This is a genomic window from Xylanimonas oleitrophica, from assembly GCF_003244315.1.
GTDB classification, from domain to species: Bacteria; Actinomycetota; Actinomycetes; order Actinomycetales; family Cellulomonadaceae; genus Xylanimonas_A; species Xylanimonas_A oleitrophica.
Genome location: NZ_QKWH01000007.1, coordinates 112389 through 124379 on the forward strand (window position 1 = coordinate 112389; position 11991 = coordinate 124379).

The 11991-nt window shown below is 75.3% G+C and carries 10 protein-coding genes; 1 reads left to right on the plus strand and 9 read right to left on the minus strand.

Features of this window, described 5'->3' with window-relative positions; genetic code table 11:
- Positions 1-43 precede the first annotated feature (43 nt).
- From DNL40_RS10660 to DNL40_RS10700, 9 genes are all read right to left on the minus strand, one after another.
- The gene (locus tag DNL40_RS10660) at positions 44-799 is read right to left on the minus strand and encodes a polyprenol monophosphomannose synthase (RefSeq protein ID WP_111251233.1); all 756 of its coding nucleotides are present in this window, start codon (positions 797-799) and stop codon (positions 44-46) included.
- Positions 796-2553: an apolipoprotein N-acyltransferase gene (gene lnt, locus DNL40_RS10665; RefSeq protein ID WP_245885845.1), complete on the minus strand. Its 1758-nt coding sequence runs from the start codon at positions 2551-2553 to the stop codon at positions 796-798. The genes DNL40_RS10660 and lnt overlap by 4 nt, the downstream gene beginning before the upstream one ends.
- Positions 2554-2588: 35 nt before the next feature.
- A complete protein-coding gene (locus DNL40_RS10670; RefSeq protein ID WP_111251235.1) occupies positions 2589-4256 on the minus strand; it encodes an amidohydrolase in 1668 nt (555 codons plus the stop codon).
- 70 nt (positions 4257-4326) lie between these two features.
- Positions 4327-7218 carry a DEAD/DEAH box helicase gene (locus DNL40_RS10675; RefSeq protein ID WP_111251236.1) on the minus strand — a complete coding sequence of 964 codons (2892 nt, stop codon included), beginning with the start codon at positions 7216-7218 and terminating at the stop codon, positions 4327-4329.
- A 120-nt stretch (positions 7219-7338) separates the two neighbouring features.
- The gene (gene tatC / locus DNL40_RS10680) at positions 7339-8079 is read right to left on the minus strand and encodes a twin-arginine translocase subunit TatC (RefSeq protein WP_111251237.1); all 741 of its coding nucleotides are present in this window, start codon (positions 8077-8079) and stop codon (positions 7339-7341) included.
- A 36-nt stretch (positions 8080-8115) separates the two neighbouring features.
- Positions 8116-8409 carry a Sec-independent protein translocase subunit TatA gene (gene tatA, locus DNL40_RS10685; protein ID WP_111251238.1) on the minus strand — a complete coding sequence of 98 codons (294 nt, stop codon included), beginning with the start codon at positions 8407-8409 and terminating at the stop codon, positions 8116-8118.
- A gap of 66 nt (positions 8410-8475) precedes the next feature.
- Positions 8476-8964: a hypothetical protein gene (locus DNL40_RS10690; protein ID WP_111251239.1), complete on the minus strand. Its 489-nt coding sequence runs from the start codon at positions 8962-8964 to the stop codon at positions 8476-8478.
- Between the two features lie 5 nt (positions 8965-8969).
- On the minus strand, positions 8970-9983 hold the full coding sequence (locus DNL40_RS10695) for a helix-turn-helix transcriptional regulator (RefSeq protein ID WP_111251240.1): 1014 nt from the start codon (positions 9981-9983) through the stop codon (positions 8970-8972).
- On the minus strand, positions 9976-11121 hold the full coding sequence (locus DNL40_RS10700; protein WP_111251260.1) for a helix-turn-helix transcriptional regulator: 1146 nt from the start codon (positions 11119-11121) through the stop codon (positions 9976-9978). Before DNL40_RS10700 ends, DNL40_RS10695 begins: the two co-directional genes overlap by 8 nt.
- A gap of 34 nt (positions 11122-11155) precedes the next feature.
- Between DNL40_RS10700 and DNL40_RS10705 the strand changes: the two genes are divergently transcribed.
- The coding region (locus tag DNL40_RS10705) for a DUF3866 family protein (RefSeq protein WP_111251241.1) at positions 11156-11991 on the plus strand (836 nt) is incomplete at its 3' end.

Below are 11991 nucleotides of genomic sequence, written 5' to 3' on the forward strand. Positions count from 1 at the left end.
CGCCGCGCCGAGGGCGTCGTGCTGCTGCCCACCCAGGGGTCGGTCAGCGCCGCCTGTCCGTGCCGCGGAGCAAGGAACGCAGCTGACGGCCCCGGTGCGCCAGCCCCCACGCCGTGGTGCGCGTCAGCGCCTCGACCACGATGGCGCGGCTCATCTTGGACACCCCGGCCACGCGCTCGACGAAGGTGATGGGCACCTCCGCGGCACGTCCGCCGTCGCGCACCACGCGCCACGTCATGTCCACCTGGAAGCAGTAGCCGTGCGAGGCGACCGAGCCGAGGTCGATGCGCCGCAGGGTACGGGCCGGGTAGGCGCGGAACCCCGCGGTGGCGTCGCGCACGGGCATGCCGAGGGCCAGGCGCACGTAGGTGTTGCCGCCGCGGGAGAGCGCGGAGCGGTACCACGGCCAGTTCACCACCGCCCCGCCCTGCACCCAGCGGGAGCCGACGACGAGGTCTGGGCCGTCCGGGGCGGCGGCGCGCGCGAGGAGGCGCGGCAGGTCGACGGCGCGGTGGGACCCGTCGGCGTCCATCTCGACCAGCAGCTCGTAGCCGCGCTCGAGCCCCCACCGGAACCCGGCGACGTAGGCGGCGCCGAGGCCGCCCTTGCCGGTGCGGTGCAGCACGTGCACGGCGGCGTCCTCGGCGGCCAGGGCGTCGGCGAGCTCGCCGGTGCCGTCGGGTGACGCGTCGTCGACCACCAGCACGTCGACGTCGGGCACGTGGTGGCGCACGTCGGCGAGCGTCGTGGGGAGAGACTCACGCTCGTCGTAGGTGGGGATGATGACGAGCGTCCTCACGCCGGCCCCTCCCCTGTCGTGGTGGCCGTGGTGGCCGTGGTGCCGGAGTCGAGCGTGGTGCCACGGCGTGCGGCCCGGCGGGACCGGGTGCTCAGGACGAGGCCGGCGGCGGTCAGCAGCGCCCCAGCGGCTGCGACGACCCAGCCGGGCCAGTAGCCGGCGACGACGGCGGGGGTCAGGTCGGTGCGCAGGGGCAGGTCGGCCACGAGGTGGTCGGGGGTGAACAGGCCGGTGCGTGCCACGAGGGTGCCGTCAGGGGTGATGACGCCGCTGACGCCGACGGTCGAGATCTGCACGGCCGCACGGCCGGTGCTGATCGCCTGCATGCGGGTCATCGCCAGCTGCTGGGTGGACTCGGCGGTCACGCCGAAGGACGCGTTGTTGGTGGGGACGACGAGCACCTCGGCGCCGCGGCGCACGGCGTCACGGGCGATCTCGTCGTAGGCGACCTCGAAGCAGATCGCGGTGCCGAGCGGCACGCTGCGCCCCAGCCGCTCGACGGGCACGTCCACCACGGGGGCGTTGCGTGCGGCGATCATGTCGGTCGTGACGCGGTCGACCTGGTCGCTGAACAGGCGCACGAACGAGCGCAGGGGGATGTACTCACCGAACGGGGCGGGGTGCTGCTTGGCGTAGCGGGCCAGGACATCGCCGTCCTGCCACAGCAGGAGCACGTTGTAGCGGCCACCGGTCTGCGGGAACTCCTGGGCGCCGACGAGGATCGGGGCGCCGACGCGCTCGGCTGCGCCGTCGAGGGCGCGGGCGACGTCGCGCGCTTCCTGCGGGTCGAGGTCGGACCCGTTCTCGGGCCACAGCACCACGTCGACGCGCTCGTCCGGGGCTGCCTGGGCGCCGTGGGTGGCTGCGACGCGGTCGGTGCCGGCGATGTGGTTGTCGAGCACCTCGGCACGGTTGGCGAACGAGCCGAGGCCGGGCTCGTTCACGTTGCCCTGCACGGCCCCGACGCGCAGCACGCCGGCCTGGGCGGTCGCGGTGGCGGCGTCGACCGGCCGGGAGCGGTCCGGGACGGGCACCGTCGCGGTCACGGGCGGGTCCGGCACGGCCCGGGTGGCGGGGTCGTGGGGCAGGGGCAGGGCCTGGGGGCCGGTCACGAGCACGGCGGCCACGGCGGCGGCGCCCGTCGCGGCCAGCAGGTGCGGTGCACGCCGCCCGGGGGCGCGGGCTGCTGCGAGGAGCCGGGAGGCCGTCAGGGCGAGCAGCACGCCGGCGGCCGCGAGGAGGAACGTGACGAGCACGGTGCCGCCGAGCCAGGCGGCGCGGCCGGTGGGTGCGGCCGCCACGGTCCAGGCCAGGCGCCCCCACGGGAACCCGCCGAAGGGGAACGCGGAGCGCCACTGCTCGACGGCGGTCCACACCGCGGCGAAGGCGAGCACGTGCGCCCAGGCGTGCCCGCGCACCCAGGGCAGTCGGCGCGCCCACGTCCAGGCCACGCCGAACGCCCCGAAGAACAGAGCCTCGAGCAGGCTCAGCGCGAGCCAGGGCACGGTGTCGGTGGCCTCGTTGGCCCACCACAGGTGCGGCAGGAAGAACACGGTGCCGGCGACGGACCCGACCAGCAGGTTCCACCAGGGGGTGTCGCGGCGCAGCGCGGCGTGCAGGAGGGCGACGGCGACCAGGACCAGGGGCCAGGCGGCGACGTCGGGGAACGCCGCCCACAGGGCAGTGCCGGCGGGCACGGCGAGCAGGAGCGTCACGGGTCGTGACGCCCACAGAGGGGTCTGCGGTGCCGGCACGGGCGAAGCGTACGCGAACCGGCTGGGCGCCCGGGTCACTCGAAGGTGTCGTAGACGGGGACGCCGGCGCGGACCGTCTGCAGGCACACCGGCTCCTCGGCCGCGGGGCCGAGGTCGGGCAGCAGGGGCTGGCCGGCGCGGGCCTCCTGGCTCCAGGAGGACAGGCCGCGGCCGGAGGACTGCACGACGTACTCCGGTGCGCGCCACACGGCCAGGTGGGCCGGAGACCCGACGCGCAGCTCCCCGGCCCCGGTGGAGTCGAGACCGGCCAGACGCCACCCGCCGCGGGTGTGGGCGCGGAACGCGGCACGGGCGGACAAGCGCTGGGACTCGTCCTCGTGGGTGATGGCCGCTCGCACGGCCTGCCACGGGTCGAGGGGCGTGACGGGGGCGTCGGACCCGAAGGCTAGGGGGATGCCGGCGCTCTGAAGGTCGGCGAACGGTGCCATGTTGCCGGCGCGGGCGGCACCGAGGCGGCTGGAGTACAGGCCGCCGCCGCGACCCCACGTGGAGTCGAACGCGGGCTGGATCGACAGGGAGATGCCGTGCAGCAGCAGGGAGGCCAGGGCCCCGGCGTCGACGAGCTGGGCGTGCTCGACACGGTGGCGGGCGGCACGCAGCGCTCCCCCGCCGAGGTACTCGGCGGCCACGTCCAGGCCCTTGACGAGCTCGTCCATCGCGCGATCGCCGACGACGTGGAACCCGCCCTGGACGCCGGCCTCGGAGCATGCGGCCAGGTGCGCGCCGATCTCCTGGGCGGTGAGGTAGAGCAGCCCGGTCGGGTCGCCGGAGCCGGGCAGGGCGACCTGGTCGGCGTAGGGCTGGCGCATCGCGGCGGTGCGTGAGCCGATCGAGCCGTCGACGTTGACGTCTCCGGCGACACCGCGCAGGAACGGCAGCTCGGCCATGAGCTCGCGCACCTCGTCCGCGCTCTCGACCAGCTCGCCGCGGTAGGCGAGGACCTGCGGCAGCGTGGGGACGGTGTCGCCGTCGGTGCTGGTCATGGCGACGAGCTCGCGCAGGCCGTCCCGGGTGTCGGTGTGGGGGGCGCTCATCTCGTGCACCGCGACGATGCCGAGGGACGCGGCGCGCGCCAGGGCGGCCTGGTAGGCGCGGGTGCGCCGGGCTGGTGGGAGGGTCTGGGCGTAGGTGCGTGCGGCGTTCAGCGCCTGGCCGGTGACCAGGCCGGACGGGTCCCATCCCGGCAGCCTCTCGAGGCCGGCGGCGGTGGCCAGCGAGGTCGAGACGACGGCGGAGGTGGCGTCGGCGTGCGTCGCGTAGACGGGGCGCCCGCCGGCGGCGGCGTCGAGCTCCGCCGCGGTCGGGGCGCCGTCCGGGCCCCAGGCGCGCTCGTCCCAGCCGAAGGCGAGCAGGACCTCGTCGCCGTCGGGGTCGACCCCGTCCATGCCGCGCGCCCCGGCGGCGACCGCGTCCAGCGCCTGCACCCGGGAGGCCCCGGTGGCCGACAGGTCCACCGACTCCAGCGACAGGCCCGTCTCGAGGGTGTGAACGTGCGCGTCGACGAACCCGGGGGCCACCAGGGCCCCGTCCAGGTCGATCACCCGGTCGGCGCGGGCCGCCAGCCCGGCGGCGGTGTCCTCGGCACCGACCCACACCACCACACCGTCGTCGACGAGGAGGGCCTCGGCGAACGGGTCGGCCGAGGAGTGGATCACACCGTTGCGGTACAGCGTCGAGGTCACGGCCCCGACTCTAGGGCACCGGCGTCGTCGGACCGCGGGCGAAGATCTCCCGGGCGACGGGCGACGGGCGTCACAGGCTCGAGTAGGCGACCACCCCGCGCAGCACCGCGTCCTGCGCCTTGCGGGCGGTGGTGCGCAGCGCGGGGCGGGGCGCGGCCTGCGCGAGCTGGTCGAGCACGTCGACGACCTGCTTGCACCAGCGCACGAAGTCCCCGGCCGCCAGGTCGGTGCCGCGCAGCACGGCGTCCAGGCCCTTGCCGGACGCCCACCGGTGCACCGGCGCCACGATGCCCAGGTCGAGGTCTCCGGTGGCCTCCAGGCCGTGCTCCTCCTCCAGGTCGGTGACCTGGGACCACACCCGGGTGGTGGCGTCGAGCGCCTGCGCGAGCCGCCCGTGCGGGCCGCCGGGCACGTACGGGTCGGCGTCCTCCTCCCGTCGGCCGGAGTAGACGACGGTGGAGACCGCGGCGGCCAGCCCTGCCGGGTCGAGCCCGTCCCAGGCGCCGCGCCGCAGGCACTCCGCCAGCAGGAGGTCGTTCTCCGCGTAGACCCGGCGCAGCCACCGCCCGTCGTCGGTCACGGCCAGGGTGGCGTCCTGCCGGGCGAGGTAGCCCAGCCGTGACAGCACCGTGCAGGTGCGGTCGAAGGTGCGTGCGACCGTGCCCGTGCGCCCCTCGATGCGCTGCACCAGCCGCCGGTGCTCGGCGGCGAGCTTGTCGTGCCGCTCCGCCCAGCGCGCGTGGTCCTCACGCTCGGGGCACCCGTGGCAGGGGTGGGCGCGCAGCCGTGAGCGCAGCGACTGCAGCTCCTTGTCCGACGCGGCGTCGGACCGCCTGCCCGGGCCCTGCCCGGGGCGCGGGGCCCGCGGACCCTTGCCGGTGCCGGCGTCACCGGAGAACGCGCCCAGCGCGTTGCGCATGGTGGAGGCCAGGTCGCGGCGGGCGTCCGGCTTGCGCGCGTTGAAGGCCTTGGGGATCTTCACGCGGGTCACGACCGTCAGGCCCCCGGGTGCGTCGGCCAGGGTGAGCTTCTTGACCTGCCGCTCCTGGGTCAGGACGGTCGGGCGCGGCCCGTCGAAGCCACGCTCGTCCTTGCCTGGGTCGAGCACCAGCACGTACCCGCGGCGTCGCCCGGTGGGCACCTCGACGACGTCTCCGCGCTGCAACCGCTCGAACGTGGCCACGGCCTCGGCGCGCCGCGCCCCCGACGCCGCACGGGACAGCTCCTTCTCCCGCTCGGTGATGCGCCGGCGCAGGCTCATGTACTCGCCGAAGTCGCCCAGGTCGCACGCCATCGCCTGCTGGTAGCCCTCCAGGGCCTCGGCGTGCGACTGCGCCTGCTTGGCCAGCCCGACCACGCCCCGATCGGCCTGGAACTGCGCGAACGACGTCTCCAGCACCTCCCGGGCCCGCTCGTGCCCCACCTGGGACACCAGGTTGACGGCCATGTTGTAGGTGGGGCGGAAGCTCGAGCGCAGCGGGTACAGGCGCCGGGAGGCCAGGCCGGCCAGCGCCACCGGGTCCAGGCCGGTGTGGTCGACGACGACGGCGTGCCCCTCGACGTCGATGCCCCGCCGCCCCGCCCGCCCGGTCAGCTGGGTGTACTCCCCCGGGGTCACCGGCTGGTGGGAGGTGCCGTCCCACTTGACGAGCTTTTCCAGGACCACGGACCGGGCCGGCATGTTGATGCCCAGCGCGAGGGTCTCGGTGGCGAACACGACCTTGACCAGCCCGCGGGCGAACAGGTCCTCGACCGTCTCCTTGAACACCGGCAGCAGCCCCGCGTGGTGGGCCGCGACCCCGCGGGTCAGCGCCTGCTGCCACGCCCAGTACCCCAGCACGTCCAGGTCCTCGGGCGGGATGGTGGCGGTGCGCTCCTCCACGATGCGGCGGATCTCCGCCTCCTCCTGCGGGGACGTCAGCCGCAGGCCCGCGCTGAGGCACTGCTGCACCGCGCCCTCGCACCCTGCGCGGGAGAAGATGAAGTAGATCGCCGGCAGCAGCCCGTCCGCGTCCAGGGCGTCGACGACGGCGAACCGTGGCGGGGTGCGCCGCTGCGGCACCAGGGCCCCGGTACCGCCGGGCCGCCGACCACCGCGCCCGCGGTAGCCGCGGTCGCCCGGGCCGCGCCGCCCGCCGTGCTCGTCGCGGTCCCCCGCGCGCCGCCCCGAGACCCGGAACACGTCCTGCAGGTCCGGGTTGATGGGCGGGTTGACCCCCGGGTCGGTGGGGTCCACGTGCCCGGCGTACAGGTCCATCAGCCGTGGCACCCCCCGCGGCTCCGGCGCCGAGACCACCACGTGCTGCCACAGCGGGACCGGGCGGCGCTCGCTGACGACGACGGCGGTGTCGCCGCGGACCATCTCGAGCCAGTCGCCGAACTCCTCGGCGTTGGAGACGGTGGCGGACAGGGACACGAGCTGGACGTGGTCGGCGAGATGGATGATGACCTCTTCCCAGACGGGGCCGCGGAAGCGGTCGGCCAGGTAGTGGACCTCGTCCATGATCACGAACTGCAGGCCGTCCAGGGCGGTGGAGCCGGCGTAGAGCATGTTGCGCAGCACCTCGGTGGTCATGACGACCACGGGCGCGTCGGAGTTGACGGAGGTGTCACCGGTGAGCAGGCCGACCTTGTCGGCGCCGTGACGGCGGGCGAGGTCGGCGTACTTCTGGTTGGACAGCGCCTTGATGGGGGTGGTGTAGAACGCCTTGCCGCCCTGGGCCAGTGCGAGGTGGACGGCGAACTCGCCCACGACGGTCTTGCCGGCCCCGGTGGGGGCGGCGACCAGGACTCCGCGCCCGTCCTCCAGGGCCTGGCAGGCCTCGACCTGGAAGTCGTCGAGCTCGAACCCGAGCTCGGCGCGGAAGGTGGCGAGGCGGGTGGTGGAGCCGGCCTGCGAGCGGGCGCTGCGTGCGCGGGACGCGGCGTACCGCTCGGCGGGGCTCAGTGCGTCGGCCGTCATGCACGCCAGCCTACGGGCGCCTCGGGCGTCCGCAGCGCACGTCGGTGGCGCACGTCGGTGGCGGGCGGGCCGGTGCCGACGTGCGCTGCGGGGGGCGGACGTGGTGGGGGTGGGTGCGGCTCAGGCGGCCTGGGCGATGCGGCGCCGGTCGGTGCGCCGGTCGTGCAGGACGGTGATGCCCAGCGCCCCGAAGTACAGGGCGCAGATGGGCAGGGCGACGAAGATCATCGTCAGGGCGTCGGGCGTGGGGGTCATGACGGCGGCGAAGACGAACGCGATCAGCACCGCCCACCGCCACCCCTTGGCGAGCGACTCGTGGCGCACGAGGCCGGCCATGTTGAGCCCGACGATGAGCACCGGGGAGACGAAGGCGAGGCCGAACGCCAGGACCAGCCGCATGACGAAGCTGAGGTACCCCTGCGCGTCGGTGAAGTTGGTGGCGCCCTCGGGCACGAACCCGGCGAGGATGTCGACGGCGTGGGGCAGCACCCACCAGGCGAGGCCGACGCCGCCGAGGAACAGCGGCACGGCGCCGGCGAGGAACCCGTAGGCGTACCCCTTCTCCCGTCGGGTCAGGCCCGGGGTGACGAACGCCCACAGCTGGAACAGCCACCAGGGGCAGGAGACGATGACGCCGAGGAACAGGGCGACCTTGACCTTCATGTCGAGCGCGGAAGCCAGACCCGTGAAGTTCAGCGCGATCGTCTTGCCCTGCTCCTGCGCGGCGACGTGCAGGGGCGCCTGGAGGGCGTCCAGCAGGGGCTGGTAGAGGAGCCAGCCGGCGACGGCGCCGACCGCCAGGCCGCACGCGGCCAGGAACAGTCGCTTGCGCAGCTCGAGCAGGTGCTCGCGCAGGGGCATGCGCCCCTCGGGGTCCCGGGGGTTGCCGGGCACCGCCTACGCCTTCGGCTTGTCAGGGTCGACGAGCCCCGGCACGGCAGACCCACCCGGTGAGGTGCCCGTGGTGGTGCCGGGCGCTGTCGTCGTCGGGCCGCCCGGGGTGGACGTGGCGCCGGGCGTCTGGTCCTGCCCGTCGCGCTTGCCGTCGTCGGTGAGGTCCTTGACCTCGTTCTTGAAGATCTTCAGGGACTGGCCCACGCTGCGCGCCAGGTCCGGGAGCCGCTTCGCCCCGAACAGCAGCAGGATCACGATGACCAGCACCAGGATGTGCCAAGGCCGGAGCATGCCCATGGAAAGGCTCCTCGTTCGTCGTCGGTCCCGCGGCCGAAGGGTCCGCGGGAGGCGTCGGCACCAACCCTACGGGGTCCGGGTGAACGAGCGGTGAAGGGCCCCGTGCGGACCGGCCGACGGCGCCCCGCTCACGCCGCCCGCAACCGGCGGGGCGGCAGCGGTCCCGGGGGCATCGCGGACGGCCCGGGCGGCCCGGGCGCTGGCCTGCTGGGCCTGACGCCCGGCCAACCACGCCTCCAGCGACCACGTGCGCGCCGTGACCAGGTGCCGCTCGTGGCGCACAGCGGCCCGACGGGCCCGCGCCCGGCGGCGCACCGCCACCCGCTCGCGCAGGGTCGTGACGTCGTCGAACATCGTGGGCGCGATGTCGACCGCCTCGGCCTGCGCACGCTCCACCGCCACCGCGATGCCCTCCCCCGCGGCGCCCAGCGCCGCCGACGCCGCCGACAGCTCACGGCCCAGCGCCACCGCCTTGCGCCACAGCGACCGGGCCAGGAAGAACGCACCCACCAGGGTGCCCAGCACCAGCACCGTCCACACCAGCCACCACCACATGCCGCTCACCCTACGGCCGCACCGGCGCCCGCGTCCGGCCACGCCTCGCCCGCAACCCCGTAGGCCGCCAGCGCCGCACGGGCCGCCTGCGCCACGTCCGCAGCCACCTGCGGCGGAGACACCTCCAGCACGTCCGGGCCACCCGCCAGCAGCAGCCGCCGCAACCATGCCGGGTTCGTCACCCGCAGCCGCACCTCGAACGACCCGTCCGGCAGGTCACGCACCGCCTCGGTGGGAACCTCCTCGGCCACCCAGCGCGCCGCCGACGCGAACCGCACCGTCGCCACCGCCGCGTCCTGCCCCGCCTCCGCGACCGACTGCGCCACGTCCACGTCCACGTCGACCTGACGCCCCTCCACCGGCACGTCCAGCACCCGCGCCCACAGCACCCGGTCCAGCCGGAACGTGCGCCGCCCCTGCGCCCGGTGGCACCACGCCAGCAGGTACGCCGACTCGTCCTGCGTCAGCAGCCGCACCGGGTCCACGTCCCGCTCCCCCGCCACGTCCGCAGCGTTCACGTACCGGATCCGCAGCCGCCGCCCCCGCGCCAGCGCGTCCGTCACCGCCTGCACCACCCGCGGGTCACCGTCCGCAGCCAACCGCACGTCCACGGCGCTCGCGGCCTCGCCGGTGGCGGTGGTGAGCTTGTCGAGGGCGGAGGCGACGAGCTGGGCGCGAGCGGGGTCGGCCTGCACGGGACCGGAGGCGGCCATGGCGCGCAGCGCGGCGACGAGGGCCACGGCCTCGCGGGTGCCCAGGCGCAGGGGGCGTGTCAGGCCGCGGGCCTCGCGCAGGTGGACGACGCCGCGCTCGACGGCGTCGGCGTCGAAGTCGATGAGGTCGTCGGGCCAGTAGCCGGGGGTGCCGGTCACCCACAGCTGGTCGACGTCGTCGCGGATCTGCTGCTCGCTGACTCCGAAGCGGCCCGCGAGCTCGGCGACGGGCACGGGGCCCGCACCGTCAAGGTAGGCGACCAGGCCCAGCAGGCGCACGAGGCGGTCGTCGGCACGCTCAGCCACGAGTGGTCTCCTCGTCGGGCTCGGGTCGGTGGTGGGGGGTGCGCGGCGCGAGGCCGGCGGCAGCCTGCAGGCGCCGCACCACCTCGGTGCGCAGCTCGGGCGGGGCGAGCACGACGACGGCGTCGGCGTACCCCGCCAGCTCCTCCGCCAGGGTGGTCAGCGACGTGAACCGCACGGCCAGGACGTCACGCCCCGCTGGGGCCGCGGCGGCCGCCGGGGGGACGGCGAGGGGGGCGTCGGTGGCGTCGGTGGCGGCGGTGCCGGGAGAGGCGTCGCGGACGACGTCGGACGAGGTGCCGGACGAGGTGCCGGACGAGGTGTCGGAGGGCACGGGCACGGCGCGCGCCCGCACCGCAGAGGCACGCTCGGGCACCACCGCCAGCACAGCCGTGCGCTCGCGCCCCGTCCGCGCCCCCAGCAGCGCGTCCACGTCCAGGTCCGCCGGGATCTCGAACGCACCCGCCCGCGACCCCACACGCACCCGCCCCTCGATCCGCGACAACCGGAACACCCGCGGCGCCTGCCGGTCCTGGTCCCGGCCCACCAGGTACCAGCCACCACCGCGCGCCGCGATCCGCCACGGCTCCACGTGCCGTGCCGTCACCTGCCCCGTGCTGGCCGCCCGGTACCGGAACGTCACCACCCGCCGCTCCGTCACCGCCTCCAGCAACGGCCCGTACGCGTCCCCCACCGCCCGCACCCGCGGCGCCAGCCCCGCCAGCGCGTCCGACGCCGCCTCCCCCGCGCCCGCAGCACGCAGCTTCGTCATCGCCCGCGAGATGTCCGTCCGCAACGTCTTGTCGCTCCACAGCTGCGCCGCCAGCGCCAGCACACCCAGCTCCGCCGGCGTCAGGTCCACCGCCGGCAACGCATACGCGTCGTTGTCGATCCGGTAACCCACGTCGTCGCTGTGGCCACCCGAGTCCACCGTCACGATCGGCACACCCAGAGCACGCAACGTGTCCTTGTCCCGCTCGAACATCCGCTCGAACGCATCCACCGACGGCGCGTCCCCATAACCAGCCACGCCACGACGGATCTGCTGCTTGGTCATCGACACGCTCGTGTTCACCAGCGCGATGACCAGGTTCAGCAGACGCTCCGCGGGCGGCACCGACGGCAAGGACTCTTCAGGCATCAGCACGAGGCTAACGGCCGGTACCCTCCCAGGCGTGATCACATGGCGGATCGGCACCGTGGTGTCGCACGGCAGCACCTGGGGAACCAGCACCTCCGGAGCCCGCGAGCTCCACGTCCAGCTCGACACCCCCCTGCCCGGACGCGACGACACCCCCGACAGCCTCCGCGTCCGCGCCCTCGCCTACACCACCCTCGTCGGCCACCCCGCCCCCGGCGACCGCCTCCTGCTCAACTGCTCCGCCCTCGCCCGCGGACTCGGCACCGGCGGCTACGCCCTCGTCGTCGCCGACGACCTCGACGCCATGCCCGTCGTCGTCGCCGACCTCCACTCCGCCCTGCCCGCGATCGTCGCCGGCGCCCGGCACGCCGCCCACCTCGCCGGACGCCCCGCACCCCGCATCGCCTACGTCATGACCGACGGCGCCGCCCTGCCCGCCGCCTTCTCCCGCACCATCGCCACCCTCCGCGACACCGGCTGGCTCCACACCACCATCACCGTCGGCCAGGCCTTCGGCGGCGACCTCGAAGCCGTCACCGTCCACACCGGGCTCCTCGCCGCCCACCGCATCGCCCACGCCGACATCACCGTCATCACCCAAGGCCCCGGCAACCTCGGCACCGGCACCCGATGGGGATACTCCGGCGTCGCCGCCGGAGAAGCCGTCAACGCCACCGCCACCCTCGGCGGACGCCCCGTCGCCTCCCTCCGCGTCTCCGGAGCCGACCCCCGCGACCGCCACCTCGGCATCTCCCACCACTCCCTGACCGCCTACGGCCGCGTGGCCCTCGCCCCCGCCGACATCCCCGTCCCGCACCCCACCCCCGACCTCGAAGCGCTCCCCGCCTGGGGAACCCCCCTCACCCGCCG

Coding starts and splice junctions, on each gene's coding strand:
- DNL40_RS10675 (WP_111251236.1), bottom strand. CDS start 7,218: ATGACGGCCGACGCACTGAGCCCCGCCGAGCGGTACGCCGCGTCCCGC.
- tatC (WP_111251237.1), bottom strand. CDS start 8,079: ATGCCCCTGCGCGAGCACCTGCTCGAGCTGCGCAAGCGACTGTTCCTG.
- tatA (WP_111251238.1), bottom strand. CDS start 8,409: ATGGGCATGCTCCGGCCTTGGCACATCCTGGTGCTGGTCATCGTGATC.
- DNL40_RS10690 (WP_111251239.1), bottom strand. CDS start 8,964: ATGTGGTGGTGGCTGGTGTGGACGGTGCTGGTGCTGGGCACCCTGGTG.
- DNL40_RS10700 (WP_111251260.1), bottom strand. CDS start 11,121: ATGCCTGAAGAGTCCTTGCCGTCGGTGCCGCCCGCGGAGCGTCTGCTG.